This window comes from Novosphingobium profundi (assembly GCF_018491765.1).
Classification (GTDB): domain Bacteria; phylum Pseudomonadota; class Alphaproteobacteria; order Sphingomonadales; family Sphingomonadaceae; genus Novosphingobium; species Novosphingobium profundi.
Genome location: NZ_JABWCU010000009.1, coordinates 21290 through 45800, shown reverse-complemented (window position 1 = coordinate 45800; position 24511 = coordinate 21290). Strand labels below are relative to the sequence as shown.

At 64.7% G+C, this 24511-nt stretch carries 19 protein-coding genes; 12 read left to right on the top strand and 7 right to left on the bottom strand.

Features of this window, described 5'->3' with window-relative positions:
- Window positions 1-29: 29 nt before the first annotated feature.
- From phaR to rnr, 5 genes are all read left to right on the top strand, one after another.
- On the top strand, window positions 30-590 hold the full coding sequence (gene phaR / locus HT136_RS11390) for a polyhydroxyalkanoate synthesis repressor PhaR (RefSeq protein WP_214199894.1): 561 nt from the start codon (window positions 30-32) through the stop codon (window positions 588-590).
- Window positions 591-689: 99 nt separating this feature from the next.
- Window positions 690-2228 (top strand): proline--tRNA ligase, encoded by a 1539-nt coding sequence (gene proS, locus HT136_RS11385; protein WP_214199893.1) that lies wholly within the window; start codon window positions 690-692, stop codon window positions 2226-2228.
- A 24-nt stretch (window positions 2229-2252) separates the two neighbouring features.
- Window positions 2253-2855, top strand: coding sequence for a DUF805 domain-containing protein (locus HT136_RS11380; RefSeq protein WP_214199892.1), 603 nt, complete (start codon window positions 2253-2255; stop codon window positions 2853-2855).
- A gap of 70 nt (window positions 2856-2925) precedes the next feature.
- The gene (locus tag HT136_RS11375; RefSeq protein WP_214199891.1) at window positions 2926-4269 is read left to right on the top strand and encodes a M28 family peptidase; all 1344 of its coding nucleotides are present in this window, start codon (window positions 2926-2928) and stop codon (window positions 4267-4269) included.
- Window positions 4270-4330: 61 nt separating this feature from the next.
- Window positions 4331-6601 carry a ribonuclease R gene (gene rnr, locus HT136_RS11370; RefSeq protein ID WP_214199890.1) on the top strand — a complete coding sequence of 757 codons (2271 nt, stop codon included), beginning with the start codon at window positions 4331-4333 and terminating at the stop codon, window positions 6599-6601.
- Between the two features lie 35 nt (window positions 6602-6636).
- On the opposite strand, the gene HT136_RS11365 is transcribed toward rnr, so the two are convergent.
- A complete protein-coding gene (locus HT136_RS11365; RefSeq protein ID WP_214199889.1) occupies window positions 6637-7098 on the bottom strand; it encodes a universal stress protein in 462 nt (153 codons plus the stop codon).
- Window positions 7099-7260: 162 nt separating this feature from the next.
- On the opposite strand from HT136_RS11365, the gene HT136_RS11360 reads away from it, so the two are divergent.
- From HT136_RS11360 to lpdA, 4 genes are read left to right on the top strand one after another with little or no spacing between them, the layout of a single operon-like run.
- The gene (locus HT136_RS11360) at window positions 7261-8556 is read left to right on the top strand and encodes a pyruvate dehydrogenase complex dihydrolipoamide acetyltransferase (protein WP_214199888.1); all 1296 of its coding nucleotides are present in this window, start codon (window positions 7261-7263) and stop codon (window positions 8554-8556) included.
- A 1-nt stretch (window position 8557) separates the two neighbouring features.
- Window positions 8558-8974, top strand: coding sequence for an acyl-CoA thioesterase (locus HT136_RS11355; RefSeq protein WP_246543630.1), 417 nt, complete (start codon window positions 8558-8560; stop codon window positions 8972-8974).
- Between the two features lie 10 nt (window positions 8975-8984).
- Complete coding sequence (locus HT136_RS11350) at window positions 8985-9365, top strand: acyl-CoA thioesterase (protein ID WP_214200085.1); 381 nt, start codon at window positions 8985-8987, stop codon at window positions 9363-9365.
- A gap of 4 nt (window positions 9366-9369) precedes the next feature.
- Window positions 9370-10782: a dihydrolipoyl dehydrogenase gene (gene lpdA, locus HT136_RS11345; RefSeq protein WP_214199887.1), complete on the top strand. Its 1413-nt coding sequence runs from the start codon at window positions 9370-9372 to the stop codon at window positions 10780-10782.
- A gap of 65 nt (window positions 10783-10847) precedes the next feature.
- Here lpdA and HT136_RS11340 read toward each other — a convergent pair whose 3' ends face one another.
- From HT136_RS11340 to HT136_RS11320, 5 genes are all read right to left on the bottom strand, one after another.
- Window positions 10848-11141 carry a PilZ domain-containing protein gene (locus tag HT136_RS11340; protein WP_343222171.1) on the bottom strand — a complete coding sequence of 98 codons (294 nt, stop codon included), beginning with the start codon at window positions 11139-11141 and terminating at the stop codon, window positions 10848-10850.
- A gap of 129 nt (window positions 11142-11270) precedes the next feature.
- Window positions 11271-13154 (bottom strand): AMP-binding protein, encoded by a 1884-nt coding sequence (locus HT136_RS11335; RefSeq protein WP_214199886.1) that lies wholly within the window; start codon window positions 13152-13154, stop codon window positions 11271-11273.
- A gap of 67 nt (window positions 13155-13221) precedes the next feature.
- On the bottom strand, window positions 13222-13737 hold the full coding sequence (locus HT136_RS11330; RefSeq protein ID WP_214199885.1) for a GNAT family N-acetyltransferase: 516 nt from the start codon (window positions 13735-13737) through the stop codon (window positions 13222-13224).
- Between the two features lie 139 nt (window positions 13738-13876).
- Window positions 13877-15544, bottom strand: coding sequence for an MFS transporter (locus HT136_RS11325; RefSeq protein ID WP_214199884.1), 1668 nt, complete (start codon window positions 15542-15544; stop codon window positions 13877-13879).
- Window positions 15545-15591: 47 nt separating this feature from the next.
- A complete protein-coding gene (locus tag HT136_RS11320) occupies window positions 15592-16992 on the bottom strand; it encodes a DcaP family trimeric outer membrane transporter (RefSeq protein WP_214199883.1) in 1401 nt (466 codons plus the stop codon).
- A gap of 210 nt (window positions 16993-17202) precedes the next feature.
- Between HT136_RS11320 and acs the strand changes: the two genes are divergently transcribed.
- On the top strand, window positions 17203-19152 hold the full coding sequence (gene acs / locus HT136_RS11315) for an acetate--CoA ligase (protein WP_214199882.1): 1950 nt from the start codon (window positions 17203-17205) through the stop codon (window positions 19150-19152).
- 23 nt (window positions 19153-19175) lie between these two features.
- Complete coding sequence (locus HT136_RS11310) at window positions 19176-19811, top strand: response regulator transcription factor (protein ID WP_214199881.1); 636 nt, start codon at window positions 19176-19178, stop codon at window positions 19809-19811.
- On the opposite strand, the gene HT136_RS11305 is transcribed toward HT136_RS11310, so the two are convergent.
- Window positions 19785-23096, bottom strand: coding sequence for a hybrid sensor histidine kinase/response regulator (locus HT136_RS11305; RefSeq protein WP_214200083.1), 3312 nt, complete (start codon window positions 23094-23096; stop codon window positions 19785-19787). The genes HT136_RS11310 and HT136_RS11305 overlap by 27 nt on opposite strands.
- Before the next feature lie 429 nt (window positions 23097-23525).
- On the opposite strand from HT136_RS11305, the gene HT136_RS11300 reads away from it, so the two are divergent.
- Window positions 23526-23747: a hypothetical protein gene (locus HT136_RS11300; protein ID WP_214199880.1), complete on the top strand. Its 222-nt coding sequence runs from the start codon at window positions 23526-23528 to the stop codon at window positions 23745-23747.
- Window positions 23748-24511: the final 764 nt, after the last annotated feature.

Here is a 24511-nt window from a genome sequence, read left to right as displayed (position 1 = left end):
TCGTCGCCAACAGAGGATTGAGGACTGCTATGGCTGACAAGGCATCCAAGGACGACAACACGGTCATCATCAAAAAATACGCGAACCGTCGTCTCTACAACACACGTTCATCCAGCTACATCACGCTGGAGCATCTTGCCAAGATGACCCGCGAGGGGGTCGACTACAAGGTGCTCGACGCGAAGTCGGGCAACGATATCACCCACACCATCCTGACCCAGATCATCATGGAGGAGGAATCGAACGGCGAGCAGATGCTTCCGGTCAATTTCCTGCGCGAACTGATCGGCATGTACGGCAATTCGATGCAATCGCTGATCCCGCATTACCTCGAAGCTTCAATGGAGAATTTCCGGGCCAACCAGAGCAAGCTTGCCAAGGCCTTCGAGGACAGCCTGGGGAACAACCCGCTCGCCAAGCTGGCCGAGCAGAACATGGCGATGTTCCGGGCCGCTTCGGCAGCGTTCATGCCCGGTGCCGAAAAGCACGAAGGTCCGGCCGCAAAGTCGGAAGATGGGGACAAGGACCTCGCCGCCCTGCGCGATCAGATGGCGGAGATGCAGAAGAGGCTTGACGCGCTCGGCAAATAAGTATCTGCGCAAGGGCTTGGCGCCGGTGATTCCGGCGCCTTGTTTTTCCACCTTGCGGGCGGCCGAACCGCCCAGAATGCAGTTACAGAAAGTACGCCCGTGTCCGCAATTCGCCATGCCCTGACGACCAAGCGCGAGAACGACTTCGCGCAGTGGTACCAGGAAGTCATCGCCGAAGCCGAAATGGCTGAAGAATCCGGTGTTCGTGGCTGCATGGTGATCAAGCCGTGGGGGTATGGAATCTGGGAACGCATGCAGCGCCTGATGGACGACCGCATCAAGGACGCGGGCGTCTCGAACTGCTATTTCCCGCTGTTCATCCCACTCTCCTACTTCTCCAAGGAAGCCGAGCACGTCGAGGGCTTCGCCAAGGAGATGGCGGTCGTTACCCACCATCGTCTGGTTTCCGACGGCAAGGGCGGCCTGGTGCCCGATCCCGAAGCCAAGCTCGAAGAGCCGCTGATCGTGCGCCCGACGTCGGAGACCGTGATCGGCCAGGCGATGGGCCGCTGGATCCAGTCGTGGCGTGACCTTCCGCTGATGACCAACCAGTGGGCGAACGTCGTACGCTGGGAAATGCGCACGCGCATGTTCCTGCGCACCAGCGAGTTCCTCTGGCAGGAAGGCCACACCGCGCATGCCGATCGCATGGGCGCGATGGAAGAGACGCTGCGCGCGCTCGAGATGTACCGCGAGTTCTCCGAGAACGTCCTCGCGATGCCGGTGATCGCGGGCGAGAAGCCCGAGCACGAGCGTTTCCCCGGCGCGGCCGCGACGTACTCGATCGAGGCGATGATGCAGGACGGCAAGGCTCTTCAGGCCGGCACCTCGCACTACCTCGGCACAGGCTTCGCCAAGGCAGCGGGCATCAGCTACCAGGACCGCGAAGGCACGCAGCAGCTGTGCCACACCACCTCGTGGGGCACGTCGACCCGCATGGTCGGCGGTCTCATCATGACGCATGGCGACGATGATGGCCTGCGCGTGCCGCCCGCCGTGGCGCCGCACCAGATCGTCATCCTGCCGATGCTGCGCGACAAGCCCGAGGATGGCGAACTGCTCGCCTATTGCGAAGACCTGCGCAAGGCGCTCGGCGCACGCCAGGCGCTGGGCGAGAAGGTCCGCGTCCTGCTCGACAAGCGCCCCGGCAAGGCCGCGCTCAAGCGCTGGGGATGGGTCAAGAAGGGCGTGCCGTTGATCCTCGAGATCGGCGGGCGTGATGCCGAGAACGGCCAGATCACCGTCGTACGCCGTGACCAGTTGTGGAACGAGGCGGGCAAGGTCAATTTCAAGGCGATGTCGCGCGATGCCTTCCTCGGTATCGCCGCAGGTGAACTGGAAGACCTGCAGGCGGCGCTCTTCAACGAGGCCAAGGCCAAGCGGGATGCCAACATCACCCGCGTCTCGAGCTTCGAGGAACTGGCTGCGTTCTTCGCCGAGAGCCGCAAGTACCCGGGGTGGGCCGAAGTGCAATGGTCGCGTCCGACGGGCGCGGAGCTGGAAGATGTCGTCCAGCGCCTCAAGGCCCTGAAGTTGACGATGCGCAACACGCCGCTCGATCCCGAACCGGTGGATGGCACCTGCATCTTCAGCGGTGCGCCGGCGGTCGAGCGCATATACGTCGCGCGCGCGTACTGACGAAGCGGACGAGGAGGGGGAACGATGAACGTGATGGAACCGATCCGGCACTGCCTGGGGAATCTCGTCACGTTCTCGGGGCGCGATTCGCGTACCACCTTCTGGTTCTATGTCCTCTTTCTCGTGGTGGTCTATTTCGCCATCTCGTTGGCGGTAGGCGTGTTCGCGGGCGGTGCCATGGCCGTTGACATGGTCCGCAACGTCTCGAAGCACGCTGGGCCCGACGAGGCAGCCATCATGGCCTCGATGAAGACCCGCATGATCTCGACCATGCGGCTGAGCTTCTGGGTTAACGCCGTGATGTCGCTGATCATGGCCGCACTGCTTGTGGCCGCCTTTGTCCGGCGCCTCCATGATTCGGGCAAGCCGGGCTGGATTGCGGCCATTGCCGTGGCGTTCAAACTCGTCGCCGTCGCGGCCTCGGTCGGCACGATCCAGAAGATGAGCGCCGCTCTCCAGACACTGGACTTCAATCACCCCGAGACATTCCAGGCGCAGATGCAGGCGCAGCAGGCTCCGCTTTTGGCGCTCATCAGCCTGGTTCCGTTGCTGATCGTGGTCGTCTTCGGCTGCATGGGTTCGGCGGACGGCGATAACCGTTTCGGGCCCGAGCCTGACGACTACTGATCTTGGTATTCTGTCGAGGGGGTGACACCGGGGCTTGCTTTCCGCAGCTCGTGACGGAACACTGCGAGCCATGATAGCTCGTAAACACCTGATCGCTCTCGCTCTTCTTTCCACCTCGCTCCAGGTTCCGTTCGCGAGCGCGCAGACGGTGGCGAAGGCATCGCAGGACCGTCTGCGCGCCGACGTCGAAAAGCTCGTCTCGTTCGGCACGCGCCACACGCTCTCTTCCGCGAGTGACCCGGTTCGCGGCATTGGTGCGGCGCGCGCCTGGGCGGCGGCGGAGTTCGGCCGGATCGGCGTGAACTGCGGCAACTGCCTCCAGGTCGTGCAGCCGGAAGACACGGTGACCGGCCCACGCGTGCCCGACCCGACCCGGATCGTCGACGTGGTGGCCATCCAGAAGGGCACCGAGCGACCCAACGAGGTCGTCATCGTGCAGGGGCACATCGACAGCCGTGTTAGCGACGTCATGGATGCGAAGAGCGATGCACCCGGCGCCAACGACGATGCTTCGGGCGTCGCGCTGGTGCTCGAATCCGCGCGCGTTCTCTCGCAGCATCGCTATCCGGTGACGATCGTCTACGCCGCCCTTTCGGGCGAAGAGCAGGGCCTGCTTGGTGGCAAGGTACTGGCCGACTACGCCAAGGCGCAAGGCTGGACGGTGAAGGCCGTTCTCAACAACGATATCGTCGGCGGATCGTGCGGCTCGGACGGCTACTGCGACGATGCGCACGTACGTCTGTTCTCCGAAGGTCCACGGGCCGACGCCAACGACAAGACCCGCGCGGCCGCGCGCCGCTTCGGCGGCGAGAACGACAGCCCCGGGCGCAATCTTTCGCGCTTCATCGCCGGTCTTGCGCCGGTACAAGGTGATGCGCTCGACGTACGCCAGATCTGGCGGGCCGACCGCATGGGGCGCGGCGGCGACCAGCTTCCCTTCCTGGAACTGGGCTATCCGGCAGTGCGCTTCACGGTGGCCGTGGAAAATTACGACCACCAGCATCAGGATCTGCGCACCGAGAAGGGCACTTTCTACGGCGATACGATCAAGTACATGGATTTCCCCTATCTGGCCAAGGTGACCGACCTCAATATTGCCGCGCTGCAGGCGCTGGCGTTGGCACCGATGCCGCCCGCGCCCAGTGCCGACGCGGCGGTCAAGACCTGGACCGACGTCACCTGGCGGCCCGTGCCGGGGGCCGTGGCCTACACGGTCTGGAAGCGCGCCACCGATGCCTCGGAATGGGAAGCGACCCCGCTAGTTGCGAAGACCAGCGAGACGAGCGTCAAGCTCGAGGGCCTGCGCGGCGACGACTGGATCATCGGTGTCAGCGCGCAGAGCGCCGCTGGCCATTCGAGCCCGATCGCGGCGGCGGTGCCGGGCGGCGGGTTCCACCCCCTCGCGCAGGACTGACGCGCCGGAGGGGCTCTCACGCCCCATTGCATTCGCGCGCGTGGTGTCCCATGGCAGGGGCATGGCTCCCAAACATCGGCCCGAACCGGGTCTGCCGACGCGCAAGCAGATCCTCGACTTCATCCAGAACGCTGACGGCCCCGCCGGCAAGCGCGAGATTGCGCGCGCCTTTGCCTTGAAGGGCAACGAGAAGATCCAGCTCAAGGCGCTGCTCAAGGACATGGCCGAGGAAGGCCTGATCGACGGTAACCGCACCGCGTTCCACCGCATGGGCGGGTTACCCAAGGTTACCGTCTTGCGCGTGATCGACATTGACGAAGGCGAGGCAGTGGCCGTGCCCGACACCTGGCAGCCCGAGGACGCAACCCCGCCCCCGCGCATCCGGCTCGTCGAGCCCAAGGGCAAGCGCAACCCGATGGGCGCGCTAAAGAAAGGTGACCGCGTACTTTCCCGGACCGAGGAAACCGGAACGGGGTGGCGCGGCTATCCGATGAAGAAGCTCGCGCTGCGCTCCGAGCAGATGCTGGGCGTGGTCGAGATCGACAAGGCCGGCGGTGCCTGGCTCCAGCCCGTCGACAAGCGGGTGCGCCAGTCGTCCAAGATCAGCGATCTGGGCGGCGCGGAGGCCGGCGAGCTCGTGCTGGCGGAGCCTATTGGCAAGTCGATCCGCGCCTCGGTCAAGGTGACCGAGGTGTTGGGCGAACCGCTCGCGCCCAAGGCGTTCAGCCTGATCGCGATCCACAAGCACGGCATCCCCAATGTTTTCCAGGAGGAAACTTTGGCCGAGGCCGAGGCGGTCGCGAAGGTCCCGCTCAACCCCGACACCCGCGAGGACTTGCGCCACCTGCCGATCGTCGCGATCGACCCGTCCGACGCGCGCGACCACGACGATGCGATCTGGGCCAAGCCCAACGCGTCCGGCGGCTTCGATGCGCTTGTCGCGATCGCCGACGTTTCGTTCTACGTGCGTCCGGGCGGAGCGATCGACCGCGAGGCACGCAAGCGCGGCAACTCGGTCTATTTCCCCGACCGCGTCGTGCCCATGCTGCCCGAAATCCTGAGCGCCGATGTCTGCTCGCTGCGCTCGGGCGAGGACCGCGCGGCCATGGCCTGCCACCTTTCGATCGACGCGAAGGGCAAAGTCGTCGACTGGCGCTTCACCCGCGCCATCGTGCGCATCGACGAGGTCATCGCTTACGAAGAGGCGCAGGCGCGCATCGACGAGGGGCGGGCGGGCGAGAACCTGCAAGGGCTTTGGGCCTGCTGGAAGGCGCTGGCCGAGGCGCGCAAGGCGCGCGATCCGCTCGAGCTCGAACTGCCCGAGCGCCGCGTGAAGCTCGACGAGAAGGGGCGCATCACCGAGATCGCCACGCGCGAGCGGCTCGATGCGCACCGCGTCGTCGAGGACTTCATGATCGCGGCCAACGTCGCGGCGGCCAAGGCACTCGAAGCCAAGGTCGCACCCGTCGTCTACCGCATCCACGAGACGCCGAGCCGCGAGAAGCTGGTTGCGCTCAAGGACTACCTCGCCACGTTCGACAAGAAGCTGGCGATGGGCCAGGTCATCACGCCCGGCCTGTTCAACCGCCTGCTCAAGGACATCGCCGACGAGAGCGAGAAGGCGCTGATCATGGAAGCGGTGCTGCGCAGCCAGACACAGGCCTATTATGGCCCGCGCAATGCGGGGCACTTCGGGTTGGCGCTGGGTTCGTACGCACACTTCACCTCGCCGATCCGCCGCTACGCCGACTTGCTTGTCCACCGTGCGCTCGTAGATGCCTACCACCTCGAACAGCCCGCACCGGGAGGTGAGATCCCCGCCACCAGCGGCCTCTCCGAGCGCGACCGCGAGGATCTGGGCCGCGTCAGCGACGCCATCAGCCAGGCCGAGCGCCGGGCGATGGAAGCCGAACGTGAAACCATTGACCGCTATGTCGCGGCCTGGCTCGCCTCGCGCGTGGGTGAAGTGTTCGACTGCCGCATCACCGGCGTTCAGAAGTTCGGCTTCTTCGCAACGATCTTCTCGCTCGGCGGCGATGGGCTCGTGCCTGTTTCGACGCTGGGCGATGAACGTTTCGCCTATGACGAGAAAGCGCAAGTCCTCGAAGGTGAGCGAACCGGCACGAGCTACGCCATCGGCCAGATCCTGCCGTTGCGTCTTGCCGAGGCGAATGCGCTGACCGGTGCGCTCAAGTTCGAGCTCGAGGAAGGCGGCGGCCGGATCGAGCCGCGCGGCAAGCCGATGGCGCTCAAGAAGAAGGGCCAGCACCTTGTTGGCAAGCGCGGTCGCCCGAACAATATCCGCCACCAGGGGCGCGGCAAGAAGCGCTAGTCGCCCGCCAGGCGAACGGCATCAGGTGACCGGCCCTAGTTGTCGGCAAGACGCTCGATTGCATCGTCGTCGAGGCTGCCCGGGATCACGAAGACCGGGCAGGCCATGCGGGCAAGGCCCGAGCCGGTGAAGTGCGAGACGAGGGGGCCCGGACCGCCCTCGCGCGCGGCACCGAGCACCAGCGCGGAGACCTCGGGGTGGTCCTCGAGGTACTTGCGCACCACCTTGATGTCCTCGCCGGCTTCGACCGAGATCAGCGGCATCTTCGCGCCTTGCGAGAGCAGGTTGCCCGCCGCCGCGGTGACGAGCGTCTCGGCGCGGGCGCGTGCCTCTTCCTCGATCGTGGCCTGCACGCCGGCAAACGCGTTGAACTCCTGTGGGGGTACGATTGCAAGAAGGTGAAGTGCACCTTCGGTTTTTGCAGCTCTCCTTGCTGCATATTGCAGGGCGACGAGAGCCTCGTCGCTTTCGTCCACAATGACCAGATATACGCGCATGTCCGTCCTCTCCCGCGCCTTATCGGGGCTATTGAGCCTGCGCGCAACCCATCCCATATGCGAAAAAAGCACACGTTGGGAGCTTGTGCGCAAAGCTCAACTTGTTCAATGAAGGGGCAACCCGAACAACCTCCCACGGAATTAAGGGACATAACAGCTTCCATGCCCATCGAGATCAAGATGCCCGCCCTTTCCCCCACCATGGAAGAGGGCAAGCTGGCCAAATGGCTGGTGAAGGAAGGCGATACCGTCAGCTCCGGCGACATCATGGCCGAGATCGAAACCGACAAGGCAACGATGGAGTTCGAAGCGGTCGATGAAGGCGTGATCGGCAAGATCGCCGTGCCCGAGGGCACCGAGGGCGTGAAGGTCGGCACCGTCATTGCGCTTCTCGCCGAAGAAGGCGAGGATGCCTCGGCCCTGGCGGGTGCTTCCGTTTCGGCCGCTCCGGCGGCGCCCAAGGCCGAGGCCGCTGCTGCTCCGGCCGCAGCCCCCGCGCCTGCCGCTTCGGCACCGGCTCCGGCCGCGCCCAAGGCGAGCGAGGGCCGCATTGCCGCCTCGCCGCTGGCGCGCCGTCTTGCCGAAGCCAAGGGCGTCGATCTCGGCTCGGTCCAGGGCTCGGGCCCGAATGGCCGCATCGTCAAGGCCGACATCGAAGCCGCGCAGCCCGGCGCAGCCAAGCCTGCCGCCGCGTCGGCCGCTCCTGCCGCCCCGGCTGCGGCTCCCGCACCGGTGGCCAGCGCCTCGGCGATCCTCGATGAGCGCATTCCGCACACGATCGAAGCGCTTTCGGGCATGCGCAAGACCATCGCCAAGCGCCTCACGCAGTCCAAGCAGGAAGCGCCGCACATCTACCTTTCGGTGGACGTGAAGCTCGACAAGCTCATGGCGCTGCGCGCGCAGGTCAACGAGACGCTGGCGAGCCGCGGCATCAAGGTCTCGGTCAACGACATGTTGATCAAGGCGCTGGGCCTGGCACTGATGGAAGTGCCCGAGTGCAACGTCGCCTTCGCCGGCAGCGAGCTCATCAAGTACGAGCGGGCCGACATCTCGGTCGCGGTCTCGATCCCGGGCGGCCTGATCACCCCGATCGTGCCCGACGCGAACAACAAGTCGTTCTCGCAGATCGCCACGATGACCAAGGACCTGGGCAGCCGCGCCAAGGAAGGCAAGCTCAAGCCCGAGGAATACCAGGGCGGTACGGCTTCGATTTCGAACATGGGCATGATGGGCATCAAGTCGTTCTCGGCGGTGGTCAACCCCCCGCAGGCGATGATCATGGCCATTGGCGCGGGTCAGAAGCAACCCTGGGTCATGGACGACGGTTCGCTGGGCGTCGCCACCGTGATGAGCGCGACCGGCAGCTTCGACCACCGCGCGATCGACGGTGCCGACGGCGCGCGCCTGATGGCCGCGTTCAAGGATCTCGTCGAGAACCCGCTGGCGCTGATCGCCTGAGATGACGCACGAGGCCGGGGATCGCGGTGCGGGTGACCTTGTCATTCGCGTCACCGCGATGCCCACCGATCTCAACCCTTACGGCGGGGTCTTCGGCGGTTGGCTGATGTGCCAGCTGGCGCTGGGTGCGAGCTCGCTCGTGACCCGCCGCACGGGTTTCAAGGCGGTGGTCGTGGGTGCGACCGATTTCGCGTTTCCGGGCGTGATGCAAGTGGGCGACGAGCTCAACGTCTATGCCGAGGTTGCCCGCGTCGGGCGCACCTCGATGACGGTGCGTACGCGCGGTTTCGGCCGGGCGCGGGCCAGCGAGGACATGGTGGAGGTCGCCAACGGCACCTTCACGTTCGTCGTGCTGGGTGAGGATGACCGGCCACGCCCGATAGCGCAGGCGCTTTCGGAGGCCGTGAAGGAGGCATGAAATGCCCGATATGATTGCAGACAAGCGGGAGCCGACGATCCGTGTTTCCGCGATGCCGGCCGACACCAACGCCTATGGCGACATCTTCGGTGGCTGGCTGGTCAGCCAGATGGACATGGCCGCCGGCCTTGTCGCGGCGCGCTATTCGCGTGGCCGCGCGGTGACCGTCGCCATGGATTCCATGCAGTTCCACAAGCCGGTCAGCATCGGTGACGAAGTGACCGTCTATGGAGACATTCAAAAGGTGGGCCGGACCTCGATGACGATCGCCGTCGAGGCCTGGCGTCGCCATCGCTACGAAGAAGAGCGCGTGAAGGTGACCCAGGCGGTCTTTACCTTCGTCGCGATCGACGATGCGGGGCGGCCCCGCGTAATCGAACAGGAGAATTAAGACAGTGGCAGCTTCCTACGACGTCATCGTCCTCGGTTCCGGCCCCGGTGGCTATGTTTCGGCGATCCGCGCCGCGCAGCTGGGCCTCAAGACCGCGATTGTCGAGCGCGAACTGCTCGGCGGCATCTGCCTCAACTGGGGCTGCATCCCGACCAAGGCGCTGCTGCGCTCGGCCGAGGTGTTCCACCAGATGCAGCACGCGAAGAACTACGGCCTCGCCGCGGACAACATCCGCGCCGATCTCGACGCCGTGGTCAAGCGTTCGCGCGGAGTGGCCAAGCAGCTCAACCAGGGCGTCACGCACCTGATGAAGAAGAACAAGATCACCGTGCACATGGGCACGGGGACGCTTCTTGGCGGCGGCAAGATCGAAGTGGCTGGCGAAGCCGGCAAGGAAACGATCTCGGCCAAGCACATCATCGTCGCAACCGGCGCCCGTGCACGCGAACTGCCGTTCGCGCCGGTCGACGGCAAGCGCGTGTGGACCTATCGCCACGCCATGACCCCGACCGAAATGCCGACCAAGCTGCTGGTCATGGGCTCGGGCGCGATCGGCGTCGAGTTCGCGAGTTTCTACAACGACATGGGCGTCGAGGTCACGATCGTCGAAATGCTCGACCGGATCATGCCGGTCGAGGACAAGGACGTCTCGGCCTTCATGGAAAAGGCACTGACCAAGCAGGGCATGAAGATCCTGACCGAAGCGGCGGTGCAGTCGGTCAAGGCCGGTGCCAAGGACGTCAAGGTCGCGATCAAGGCGAAGGACGGCAAGGTCACCGAAGAGACCTACAGCCATGTGATCTCGGCCGTGGGCATCGTGCCCAATACCGAGAACGTGGGTCTGGAAAAGGTCGGCGCCAAGCTCGACCGCGGGTTCATCCAGATCGACGATTATGGCCGCACCGGTGTTCCGGGCCTGTGGGCCATCGGCGACTGCACGCCCGGACCCTGGCTGGCCCACAAGGCGAGCCATGAAGGCGTGACTGCGGCCGAAGCTATCGCACAGGAACTGGGCAACAAGGACGTCCACCCGCACGGCCTCGATCGCAACAACATCCCGGGCTGCACCTACTGCCACCCGCAGGTGGCCTCGGTCGGCATGACCGAAGCCAAGGCCAAGGAAGCGGGCTACACCGTCAAGGCGGGCACGTTCCCCTTCATCGGCAACGGCAAGGCGATTGCGCTTGGCGAACCGGAAGGCTTCGTGAAGACCGTGTTCGACGCCAAGACCGGCGAACTGCTGGGCGCACACATGGTGGGCGCGGAAGTGACCGAGATGATCCAGGGCTACGTCGTGGGCAAGACGCTCGAGACGACCGAGGCCGAACTGATGCAAACGGTGTTCCCGCACCCGACGATCTCGGAATCGATGCACGAATCGGTGCTCGCCGCCTTCGGACGCGCAATCCACATCTGATCGCGCATCGCGCGACAGGGCAATCAACGGGAAGGGCGGGCCATCGCGGTCCGCCCTTTTTCGTGTCAGTCGCTCCTCTGGCGAACGAGGTGCTCGAACACGGCAACGTGGAGCGGTGCGGTGAAGGCGCAGCCCACGCCATCGCCCTTGGTCCAGCGCACTTCGGCGGTAAGCATCTGAAGGCCGGGGATGCGAATGCGCAGCGGAACGTGCGCTTGCACATCGGGAAGCCAGGCGATGCGAAAGCCCTCGGGAGAGAGGTCTTCGAGACGGACCAGGCGCCAGGGGCGCGAGCCTTGCCGCACTTCGCAGATCAACATGATTTCGCAGCGCGGTGCGCGCGGAGGGGATGTCGACACGAAACAAGGCCTTTGCTGTTGGGCATTAGGCCTTGGCTCGATCACGTTTGCGAACGGGTTAGCGCACCTCCTCGGTTAGGCCCGCATGTGTGGATAACTTGTGGATAAGATGCGCATAACCTGTGCATTTCACGCGGCGGCGCGCGGGTGCACGACCGAGCGGATCGCTTCGAGTGACGAAGGATCGTCGATCGTGGGTGGCGGCGCGAAGTCCTCCCCGCTCATGATCTTGCGAAGGGCATTGCGCAGGATCTTGCCCGAGCGCGTCTTGGGCAGTTGCGGGACGAGGTAGGCCGTCTTGAGCGCGGCGACCGCACCCAGTTCGGCCCGGACGCGTGCGATTGCCCGCGATGCGAGCGTTTCGAGTTCGGGCGCTTCGGCGCGGGCGATGATGAAGGCCACCGGGACCTGGCCCTTGAGCCCGTCGTCCGCGCCGATCACGGCGCATTCCGCCACACCGTCAACCGAAGCCACGATCTGTTCCATCTGCCCGGTCGAGAGCCTGTGGCCGGCCACGTTGATGATGTCGTCGGTGCGTCCCATGATGTGGAGGTAACCCTCGGCATCGAAGTGGCCCGCATCGCCGGTCTCGTAGTAACCGGGAAAGGTCTGGAAATTTTTCGCAAAGCCCTCGGGGTTGTTCCATAGGCTGCGGAAGGCGCACGGCGCCAGCGGGAGCTTCATCGCGACGGCGCCGCTCTTGCCGGTGGGGACGGGCTGGCCGTCTTCGCCCAGGATCGCAAAATGGTTGCCGGGTACAGGAAAGCCGGCGCTGCCACGCTTGCGCCGGCTATCGCCCAACCCGAAGCACGTCGCGATCGCCGGTGCGCCGAGCTCGGTCTGCCACCAGTTGTCGATGACCGGGAGGCCAGTGTGCCCTTCCGCCCAGGCGATTGTCTCGGGATCGGCGCGTTCACCAGCCAGGAAGATGGCGCGAAGGGCTCCAGTGCCGATCTGGCCGAGGAAGCTCGCGTCCGGATCCTCCTTGCGGATTGCGCGGATTGCCGTCGGGGCCGTGAAGAAGGTCTTCACCCGATGCCGCTCGATCACGCGCCAGAAGGTTCCGGCGTCGGGCGTGCCGACCGGCTTGCCCTCGAAGAGGACCGTGGTCGCTCCGGCGAGCAGCGGGGCATAGACGATGTAGCTATGGCCTACGACCCACCCTACGTCCGAGGCAGCCCAGAAGACATCGCCCGCCTCGATCCCGAAGATCGCCTTCATCGTCCAGGCGAGTGAGACCGCGTGCCCGCCGTTCTCGCGAACGACGCCCTTGGGGGTACCCGTCGTGCCCGAAGTATAGAGGATGTAAAGCGGATCGTCGGATGCCATTGGTGCGCAGGGTGGGACCGGATGGTGCGCGGTCACGCTCCGCAGGGCCTCCCAATCGTGATCGCGCGGGGCGTCGATCTTGGCGGGCAGGGCATCGCGGTTGAATACGATGACGCTCTCCACCTGATGATGGGCTGCGCACAGAGCCGCGTCGACCAGGGGCTTGTAGGCGATCGTGCGCGTGCCCTCGATTCCGCACGAGGCAGTAAGGACCACGCGCGGCGTGGCATCGTCGATGCGCTTGGCGAGTTCGTGCGGGGCAAAGCCACCGAAGACGACCGAATGGATCGCGCCGAGGCGAGCGCAGGCAAGCATCGCAAAGACCGCCTGCGGGATCATCGGCATATAGATGACTACCCGGTCACCTTTGGTAACTCCACGCGCCGAGAGCATCGCCGCGACCCGGCCGACCTCGTCCAGCAATTGGGCGTAGGACCACCGGCGCACGGTGTCGGTGACAGGGCTGTCGTAGATGAGGGCGCAAGCCGCGCCGCGACCTTCGGCTACGTGTCGGTCGACCGCGTTCCAGGCGGTGTTCAGCGTTCCCCCGGCGAACCAGCCGTGCTCGGGATCGTGGATGGTTTCGGGCGGCGAGATCCAGTCGATCGCGTGGGCTGCCTCGCGCCAGAAGCTTTCGGGGTCGGCAAGACTGCGCGCCCGGCACTGCTCGTACAGGTCCTTCATGATCCTCTCCTCCTCGGGCGGCGTCCCCTATTGCTCTCTTACGGGTGGGACGCCGCCGGTGTGGTCGCTATCGAAAGGCTTTCGACAGCACGACCATCGTGGGGTCGCCGTCGAAAGGTTCGGGCGTGAAGCCCTTTTCGCGCTCGAGCTCGATCGCGGCGTGGTTGTCGCGGCTCTCGATGGCGATGGCGCGGCGGCATCCGCGGGCCTGGGCCTGCTTGGCGAGGAAGTCGAGCATGGCCCAGCCCACGCCCTTGCCGCGGTAGGCGCTGGCGACCGAGATCGCGATCTCGCCGGTATCGAGCGGACCGTCGCAGGCGAGCAGGCCCGAGGAGATCAGCTCGCCGCTTTCGGTGTCGAAGCCGAGCCAGGATTCGGTGCGGAAGTGGTCGGCCTGGACCATCGGCGCGAGCTGTTCGGGGCTCACATGTTCGGCGGCGGCGAGGAAGCGGAAGCGGCGATCCTCGTCGCTTACGCGGTCGAAGAATTCGGCGAGGATTGTCGCGTCGTCCTCGGTCGCCGGACGGATGTCGAGCTCGATGCCGGAGCGGGTGGGAAGCGTGACGGCGGTTACTGTGGACATCTGGAATACTCCGTAGGGGGAGGGTGCAGAATTTCCTCTAGACTTGCGAACGCCCGCGTACCTTGATTGAAATCAGGCCTTGCTTGAAAACAGGGTACGCAGACGAACGCAGTGGATCACCTGTTGACGTCCGGTTCAATCATTCATCGATATTTCGACGGAACGTTTCGGGCAGGAAGATCACCCCGATCACCACGGTCAGGATCGCGACGACCACCGGGTACCACAGACCGTAGTAGATATCGCCCGTGGCCGCGACCATCGCAAAGGCGGTGGTGGGCAGGAAGCCGCCGAACCAGCCATTGCCCAGGTGATAGGGCAGCGACATCGAGGTGTAGCGGATCTTGGTCGGAAACAGTTCCACCAGCATGGCCGCGATCGGTCCGTAGACCATCGTCACCAGCACCACGAGGTAGAACAGGATGGCGACAACCTTGACGGTGTCGATCTCGTCCGGATTTGCAGCGGCAGGGTAGCCCGCATCGGCGAGGGCCTTGCCGATTTCGCCTTGGTAGGCGGCGATGGCTTCGGCGCGCGCGGGTCCGGTGACCTGCGCCGGATCGGGGGCGACGAGCGCGGTACCGCCCACCGCCACGCTCGCCACGGTGCCCGCTGGCGCTGCGGCATTGGTGTAGTTGATGCCGTTCTTGGCGAGGTAGGCCTTGGCGATGTCGCAGCTGGTGGCGTCGAACTTGTTCTTGCCGATGGGATCGAACTGGAACGAACACTCGCCTTCATGAGCCGTGACGACCACGGGGGCGGCCAGTGTTGCGCGCGCAAGCGCCGGGTTGGCCGCTTCCGACAAGGCGTGGAAGGCAGGGAAGTAGGTGGCGGCGGCAAGCAGGCAGCCGCCCAGGATGATGTACTTGCGCCCGATCCGGTCGGACAGCCAGCCGAAGAAGACAAACAGCGGCGTGCCGAGCGCCAGCGCGATGGCGATGAGGTAGTTGGTCGTTGCCCCGTCCACCTTGAGGATCTTCTCCAGGTAGAACATCGCGTAGAACTGGCCAGTGTACCAGACCACCGCCTGGCCGGCGACCGCGCCGAACAGGGCGATCAGCACGAACTTGAGGTTGCCCCACTGTCCGAAGGCCTCGGTGAGCGGCGCCTTGGAGGTCGTGCCCTCTTCCTTCATCTTCTGGTAGACCGGGCTTTCGCTCAACTGCAGGCGGATCCACATCGAAACTGCGAGCAGGATTGCCGAAAGCAGGAACGGTACGCGCCAGCCCCAGCCGGCGAAGGTGTCCTCGCCCATCCCGGTCCGAACCCCAAGGACGATCAGCAGCGCGGCGAACAGACCGAAGGTCGCCGTGATCTGGATGAAGCTGGTGTAGAGGCCGCGCCGGTTCTGGGGAGCATGTTCGGCAACGTAGGTCGCCGCGCCGCCGTATTCGCCGCCAAGCGCAAGGCCCTGGATCACGCGCAGCGCGACGAGGATGATCGGCGAGGCGATGCCCAGCGTGTCGTATCCGGGCAGGAGGCCGACCGCGAAGGTCGATACGCCCATCAGCCCCATTGTCACGAGGAAGGTGTACTTGCGTCCGACCAGGTCGCCCACGCGGCCGAAGACGAGCGCGCCGAAGGGGCGTACCGCGAAGCCCGCCGCGAAGGCACCCAGCGCGAGGATGAACCCGGTGGTTTCGTTCACGCCCGAGAAGAAGGTGCGCGAGATGAAGCTGGCCAGAAGGCCGTAGAGGTAGAAATCATACCATTCGAACACCGTCCCCAGCGACGAGGCGGTGATCACCAGCTTCTCGTTGCCGGTAGCCCTGTGATGCTTTGGCAAGGCATCGTATGTTGTCGCCATTGCTCTCTCTCCCAATTCGATGCGGCCTTGGCCACGGGGTTGTTTATCTAGAAACTGTACTTCGCGGCAAACTCCAGGCGGTCGAGCGCCCCGTCGGCGCCCGAGACGGTCTCGCGCACCGCGTGGCGGTATTCGACGCCCACGTCGAAGTGGCTCACCGGAGTCCAGAACAGGTTGCCCGCCGCGCTCCACGACCGCTTGTTGGCAAGATCGTTGACGAGGTAGCCTGCGGGATAGCCCGCGCTCTGGTAGCCGCCCATGAAGGTGGAGCGCAGGGTTCCGCCCCAGGCAAGGCGCAGCGCGCCGGTGGCTGCGAAATTGGTGATGGGTTCAAGATCGTAACCCGCCGCGGTCTGAACGACATCGCCGACAAAGCCGAGACCGATATACCGTCCGATGCCCTCGCCATAAGTTACCATCACGCGCAGATCGTGGCGGTCCCCGTGCCCGAACAGGATCTTGCCCGAACCGGACAGGCCCCAGCCCAGGGCCGTCTCGCTATGGCCATTTTCCTCGGTGCGCATTTCGCGGGCGATCGCGGCGAGCGCGAAGGAACCGAAGGAAGGCGCCCAGTTGAGGCGGCCGACGAGATCGGGCAGCCTGTCCTCGTCGTAGTCGGCGTAGCCGGTGCTCGTGCCGAGCAGAACTTCGGTCTGCGGGTTTTCGAGAGCCAGTGCCAGTTCGAGCCCGGGCGCGAGGCCATGGGTATAGCGCACGAGAGGTTGTCGATTGAACACCGTTCCTTCGATCGATCCGGCGAAATCCGTCGATTCCGGAAGTATGGCAACGTTCTGGAACGTCGACCATTCCTGGCCGATCAGCCAGGGGCCATACTGGATGAAGGCCCGGCGCAGCGTCGGCGTGTAGGCGTTGGTCGCGCGCTGGGCGCCGGCAGGCGCGGTGGCGATCGCGAAGTCGAATTCGAGGTAGCCCTTGATCTCCTTGTCGCCCACCGGCGTTGCAGCCCCCAGCGAGAAACGGGTCTGCCGGGCCATGATGGTCATGTCGTGGCTGGACGGGGCATCTCCCACGGGGATCTGCTGAGGCAGATAGAATTCCTTGCCGAGCGCCCCCACGCCCACGTCGCCTTCGCTCCAGCGGGAGGAAATCGCGTTCACCTTGACGAAGCCCCCGAGGGTGAACCGGGTCGCTCCGACCTGAAAGCCGGAGACCTTGTCGGCCTTCTCGACGGCGGCGATCCTGGCTTCGGTCGTCGCGTCGCGTGCGCTGGCATTGGCAAGCGCCTGTTCGCTGCGATTGTCGCTGCTCGCCTGGGCCTCGCGCGCCGAGGCAAGGTCGGTGCGCAACTGCTGCATTTCGGCTTCAAGACGTTCGAGCCTGGCCTCAAGGGCGGCCTCCCGTTCGGTTGTGGCGGCCCGTGCCAGTTGCGGCGCGGCAAGACTGCTCGCAGCCAGCAAGGCACAGGCCAGCGGCCTGTTTCTCGACATTGATCCTCTCCTCCAATGCCGGGGCCCATCCTCTCTCTTGGGATCGTTCCTCGGCGTTCCTATCTTTGGAGAGAAGGCGGGTGCACGCTATCCCGACCTTTGGCGCAGGCCTACGACCATTGTCTAATGTCGTGGCGGCTCGTGGCTTGTGCTAGAGCTCGGTCAAACCCCGGATCAACCGGTGCGCAACATACCGGAGAGGAGATGTCTATGGTCGAGGCCGTCTATCCCGTCCCGCAGGACTGGAGCGAGAATGCGCTGATCAACGAAGCCAGCTACATGGAGAAGTACCAGCGTTCGTTGGAGGATCCGGAGGGCTTCTGGCGCGACGAGGCGCAACGCATCGATTGGATCAAGCCCTTCTCCGTGGTCAAGCAGACGAGCTACCACGAGGAGGATTTCGGGATCTCGTGGTTCACCGACGGCACGCTCAACCTGTGCGCCAATGCGCTCGACCGCCATCTCGCCGAACGCGGTGATCAGGTTGCGATCATCTGGGAGCCCGACGATCCAAAGGACCCCGAACGCCGCATCACCTATCACCAGTTGCATGAGGATGTGTGCCGCTTCGCCAATCTCCTGAAGGCGCGTGGCGTCAAGAAGGGCGAGCGGGTGACGATCTACCTGCCGATGGTGCCCGAGGCGGCGGTGGCGATGCTGGCCTGCGCGCGGATCGGTGCGATCCACTCGATCGTCTTTGCGGGCTTTTCGCCCGACGCCCTTGCTGGACGCATCGTCGATTGTGACAGCTCGATCGTGCTCACATCCGACGAAGGCCTCCGCGGCGGCAAGCGCGTACCGCTCAAGGCCAACGTCGACGCCGCGCTTTCCGGCTGTCCGGGCGTCGAGACGGTCATCGTCTTGGCAAGGACCGGGGCTGAAGTGCCGATGGTCGAGGGGCGTGACATCGATTGGGCGAGCAGCGTCGCAAGCCAGTCGCCGGACTGCCCGCCCGAGGAGATGCACGCGGAAGACCCGCTCTTCATCCTCTACACGTCCGGCTCGACCGGTAAGCCCAAGGGGGTGCTCCATACGACCGGCGGCTATTCGGTCTGGGCCTCGATGACGCACCAGTACGTCTTCGACTATCGCCCCGGCCAGATCTACTGGTGTGCCGCCGACATCGGCTGGGTCACCGGCCATTCCTACGTGGTCTACGGTCCGCTCATGAACGGGGCAACGACCGTGATGTTCGAGGGCGTACCCAGCTTCCCCGACGCCAGCCGCTTCTGGCAGATCGTCGACAAGTACGAGGTCGAGATCTTCTACGGCGCCCCGACCGCGCTGCGCGCGCTCATGCGCGAGGGTGACGACTATGTGAAGACCACAAGCCGCAAGAGCTTGCGCGTGCTGGGATCCGTCGGGGAACCGATCAATCCGGAGGCTTGGTCCTGGTACTACACCGTGGTGGGCGAGGGGCGCTGCCCGATCGTCGACACCTGGTGGCAGACCGAAACCGGCGGCGTCATGATCACGCCGCTGCCCGGAGCAACGGCCCTGAAGCCCGGCTCCGCTTCCAAGCCGATGTTCGGCGTGAAGCCGATGCTGCTCGACAACGACGGCAAGGAAATCACCGGAGCGGGCGAAGGCTGCCTTGTCATCGCCGACAGCTGGCCGGGGCAGATGCGCACCGTCTGGGGGGATCATGAGCGCTTCTTCCAGACCTATTTCAGCACCTTCAAGGGCTTCTACTTCACCGGCGACGGCTGCCGCCGCGACGAGGATGGCTACTACTGGATCACCGGCCGCATCGATGACGTGATCAATGTCTCGGGCCACCGCATGGGCACCGCCGAAATCGAATCCGCGCTGGTCGCGCACCATAAGGTCGCAGAAGCGGCGGTCGTGGGCATGCCGCACGAGATCAAGGGGCAGGGCATCTACGCCTTCGTCACCACCAACAGCGGGGTCGAGCCCGACGAGGACTTGCGCCGCGAGCTGATCAAGTGGGTTCGCCAGGAAATCGGCCCGATCGCGACACCCGACGTGATCCAGTTCGCCCCCGGCTTGCCCAAGACCCGCTCGGGCAAGATCATGCGCCGCATCCTGCGCAAGATCGGCGAGAACGACTTCTCCAACCTGGGGGATACTTCGACGCTCGCTGATCCTTCGGTGGTCGACAACCTGATCGAAAACCGCCCGCAGCCCGCGACGGCATGATGCGGCGGTGCTAGGCCTCGGGGATGAGTCGCAGCATCCTCATCGCCGATGACCATCCGCTGTTCCGCCAGGCGCTGGCCCTGGCGGTGGGGCAAGTCGCTCCCGACGCGACGATCGTGGAGGCCGGTACGCTGGTGGCCGCCTCCACGGCCGTCGCGACGACGACGGACCTGTGCCTGATCCTTCTCGATCTCAAAATGCCCGGAGCCGTCGGCTTTTCGGGCATTGCCCTGTTGCACGCGGAGCGCCCCGAGGTGCCCATTCTGGTCGTGTCGAGCGCCGAAGGCGACAATGCGGCGGATGAGGCGCGGATCTTTGGCGCGCGCGGTTTCCTGCGCAAGGACGCGGACTTGTCGGTGATTGAAAACGCCATCGCCAAAGCCCTCGACGGAACCTCCTCGATGCCCCGCAGTTCGGCCCAAGTGCAAAGCGATCTCGACCCGATCCGCGAAAGTGTGGCCGGGCTGACCCCGATGCAGCTCAAGGTCCTGCTTGCAGTGCTTGACGGTCAGCTCAACAAGCAGATCGCGCATAGCCTTGGGGTCAGCGAGGCCACGGTTAAGGCCCATATGACGGCCGTCATGCGCAAGCTCGACGTTACCAACCGAACCCAGGCCGCGCTCGTCGCGCGCTCACTCGGGCTGCACTTGCGCCACTGAGACCGTGGCGAGGAACGTTTCGATGAGATCGGGAGCAACGGGCTTGGCAAAGATCGGCACGCCCAGCGCTTCAGCGCGCTCGCGCACCTCGCCATTGGGCTCTGCCGTCAGGATCGCGGCGGGAAGCCCCGGGCGCAAAGTTCGCAGCGCGACGATCAGGCCGGTGCCGGTCTCGCCCGCATCGAGGCGATAGTCGGCCAGGACCACGTCAACTTCGCCCGCGCAAGCCAGAGCCTGCGCGACGTTGCGAACGCCCCGGGCCCGGTGGCCGAGCTGTTCGACGAGCGCGACCGTCGCGTCCACGATCCGTCGGTCGTTGTCGACGACGAGGACGGCGAGACGCCGACAGGCGGCATGGGGCGTCGCTGGACCATCTTCGTGCATCGCGACGGCAGGCAGCTCGCCGGCGCGAGGGAGAAGAAGGCTGAAACGGCTTCCGCGCCCCTGGTTCGAGAAAACCTCGAGCCGTCCTCCCAGCAGGCGCACGATCCGTTCGACGAGCGCGAGGCCCAGCCCCAACCCTTCGGCCTCGACGGCGCCCAGGCGGGTGAATTCACCGAAGATCGCCTGGCTTTCCTCTGGTGAGAAACCCACACCGGTGTCGACCACGTCGATCCGCAGCCAATCGCCGCGCCGGCGCACCCCGACCACGACACCGCCATGGCGGGTGTAGCGGATCGCGTTCGAGAGAAAGTTCTGCATGACCGAGCGCAAGAGGCCCGGATCGGTCTCGACCTGGCCAAGCAAGGATCCGATCTTGAGGCGCAGACCCTTGGATTCGGCGCTTGGTCGGAAGCTCTCGGCAAGGTCGGTCAGGAACGGGGCAAGCGCCACGGGTTCGGGATCGGGCGTGACGCCGCCAGCATCGATGCGCGATATGTCGAGAAGGGCGCGCAGCAGTTCCTCGGCGGCGACGATGGCGTTGTCGACGCGGGTGACGAGCGGCTGGGCGTCGGCACTTGTCTTGCGCCCGAGTGCCGCGGTGAACAGGCGCGCGGCGTGGAGCGGTTGCAGCAGGTCGTGGCTGGCCGCCGCGAGAAAGCGCGTCTTGTCCTGCGTTGCGCGCGCGAGCAGCCGGTTGGCCTCGCGCAATTCGCGCGTGCGGTCCTCGACCCGGCCCTCCATCTCGGCCAGCGTGCGCTCGAGCTCGTCGCGCACGCGTACTTCCTCGGTCACGTCGGTGAAGGACATGACGTAGCCACCGCCGGGCATCGGTCCCCCCACCGTCTTGACCACGCGGCCATCGTCGCGCCGGCGCTCGAAGCTGTGCTGTTGACGCGCTCGCAGGTGATCGAGGCGCCGTAAAATCGCGGCTTCGACATCGTCGGTGCCAAAATCGCCCCGCTCGGCGTTGTGCCGGATCAGCGTCTCGATCGGCATGCCCGCGTGGAGCATTCCGGTCGGGTACTTGAGGATATCCTCGTAGCGCGAATTCCAGGCGATCAGGTTCAGTTCGGCATCGACGACGCTGATCCCGGCATCGATGTTCTCGAAGGTTGCGGCCAGCAACTGGCGCGAGAAACGCAGTGACTGCCCCCCTTCGTCGAGCAGGCGGGTGACGTCGGCGATGTCCATCTGCCCGCTCGCCAGTGCCGAGGCGACCAGCGTGCGCGCCGACGAGGCTCCGACGACTTCGGCGATCAGCGCCTGGGCGCGGTGTGCGGTCGACCGGTCGACTGCCAGACCGTGCTCGGCCTCGGGGAAGACGCCAAGCGCGCGCTCCTCGCCGATGAAGCTGGCCACGAACTGCTCGAGCTCGCCCCGATTGGAGACCCGGCGCGAGGCCGCGAACAGGCGCGGCAGGGCGGGGGCTGGCATTTTTCGCGCGGCGGCGAGGGCATGGACGCCGATGTTGAGCGTCAGGCTCCAGAGCACGCCATGGACGAAGGGGCTTGCATGACCGATGCCGAACAACCTTTCGGGATCGAGCAGGGTGTCATGGAGGAGCTCCAGCCAGCCCGGCGGCAGGATCGGCGGGAGTGCAAGGCAATAGGCCCAGGCGACGAGACCGATCGTCAGGCTGGCGCGCGCGGCAAACGGATCCCGGTCGCGGCCCTGAACCGCCAGCAGCAGGTGGGGGGTGAATTGCGCCATCGCCGCGAAAGCGACGAGGCCCATCGAGGCGAGCGAACGATCCTGGTCGACGAGAAGCGCAAAGGCCAGGGCGAGCATCATGATGCCGGCAATCGACAGTCGGCGCAGGACCAGCATGCGCCGACCAATTTGCCCCGCGCCCAGCGCGGCCTGGGAGCCGATCACGGCCCGCGCGAGCAGGTCGTTGGAGACCATCGTGGCAAGGGCGGTCGTATCGACGATAGCCATGGAAGCGGCCGCGCCGATGCCGCCGAGCAAGGCGGCGGCCAGGGCGATGTTCGATCCCGCCCAATCGGGAAGGCGAAGGACGTAGAGGTCGGGCGGCGTGCCGATCGGAAGAAGGGCCTGCCCGGCAAGCGCGATGGGGACGATCATCACCGCCATCGCGGCGAGGTAGAGAACGAGGCCGAACCTGGCCCGGTTCATGTCCTCTTCGCCGCGGGCCTCGACGAAACCCATGTAGAATTGGCGGGGCAGGGCGATGATCGCGAAAGTCGATACGAGCAGGATTACCGGGACATCGAAAGTCAGGCGATTGGCGGAGAAAATTTCGCGCAGGGACGTCAGCCCGCGATCGACGCTCGCTGCCTGGGCATCCGCCAGAAGCACGACGGCCAGTAGCGCGACGATTCCGAGCGCAGCGATCTTGATCGCCGAATCGAGCCCGATTGCGAAGAGAAGGCCCTCGCTCCGGCCGGCAAGTTCGAAACGGCGTGCCCCGAAAAGGATCGCGAACAAGGTGAGGAGGACCGTCGCCACGATCATCGCCGGGGGCGCGATCGGCGAACCTGACACCGTCGTCAAGGCATTGCCGATCGAGCGCAACTGGAGCGCGAGATAGGGAATGGTCCCGAGGAGTGCGATCAGCGTGACGAGACGCGCCACGACGGGGTCGTGACCAAATCGCGATGCAATGAAGTCCGACACGCTCGTGGCGCGCTCCTGCGCCACGGCGCGGCTTAACCGGCGCAGGAAGCGCTGGGCAAAGACCAGCAGCAGGATGGGGCCAAGATAGATCGGCAGGAAGGCCCAGCCTGCCGTCACCGCCGTACCGGTCGAGCCATAGAAGGTCCAACTGGTGCAATAGACACCGAGCGCCAGCGTATGCGCGACTTGGCGCAGCCTCGGTCGAAGCCGCCTGGTCTCGTCAAGGTGCTCGACCCCTGCCGCAACCAGAAAGAGGCTCAGCATCAAGCCGAGGCCGACGAATATCACTCCCAGAACTGTCACGGTTTGGAATTTGCCCTATGCCGCGCCGCTTGGGGCCCCGGTCCCCGCCCAACATCGTTCACATCGCTACTCCTCTCGGCCGATTTGCTTACCGACTTGCCTCTGGCCTGTCATCGTCGCTCTGGGCCTTCGCACGGCTATTCTCTCCCGAAAAAGAAGAGGAAGTGGGGCGAGGTGCCATATTTTTAAGGCGGGGTACGCCGCCAAGTATTGCCGTGTTCAATGATGAACATAGCCTTTAGGAAAATGAGGTCTTAATCGAGATGGTTTAGATTTGGTATACATGCTTGACCGTCGGATGCTCTATTGAGAACGTTTGCAAGCCGGCCGTGAGACTGACTTGTCGGCAAAATAGTCCGTTAAATAGATCAACTATGGAGACTACGGGTCATGAATAAGATTACCATTGGATTTACCGTTATTGCTGCCGGGGTTGCGCTCAGTGGCACGGCATTCGCTGGTACGCATGCGAGCCATCTGCCCAAGTCGATGATTAACGCCAAGGCGGTTCCGCAAGGCCTCCAAAAGGCACTGGAGAAGGCCAACGAGCACGCTGGCAAGGGCCTTGCACAAGCCATGAAGCACTACGGCAACAAGTCCAACGGCTGCTGATAGCCTCGGCAAAATAACTCAATAGAAATTCGGGAGAGGGGCCTGGAAGGCACCTTTCAGGACAGACGGTTGGAAAGACCGCAATGTGCCTTCCTTGGTCGCGACGCCAGGCATTCACACGATAAATCTGCCATCTTCGGTTCCGGACCAGGCATTGGCGAATGCATACATCTTGCGTTGTGAATTTGCTTCCACTCATCGCAGAGGTGCTCGATCATGGCCTGGTCGACCATGGACTGCGTACATGCGGGCCTTGGTGCATGTCCCGTGGGCAAACGCGGCTCTGAGCCTTTGGCTCAAGGCTGTTAAGCTGGGGAGCACAGCGAACTTGTCTGAGTTCGAGGGCAGAGCCGAAAAGGAGCCAGTTCTGGGCCGCTTGGCGGACAGGGTGGGATTTTCAGATTTACTTACAATGCTCTGAAAAGGTTCACCTTGTTGACGCCCGTTATTCTACTTCCCACATTTTTTTGCCTCACGCACCCAGAACATCACTATATTCCGGTGCTTTAGAGACTATGCAGATAGGTGAAACGCGTGTCCAGTCCCGTCTGTTGCAAGCCCCGGAACAGCACTTCAGGATGCGAAATATTGAACTCAAGTCGCGTCTCAGACCGAGGTGGCCCGGTTCGTCTAAACAGCCTTTGACGTTTGATAAGTGGATCGTCTGCGGTTGTTTATTCAGGCTGGGGCCTAATGTCGTAGTGGGGCCGATTGCGGAACGTCGGGCTTCCGCTCAGCGGTGGGCGATAGCTGCCGGTCCTCTT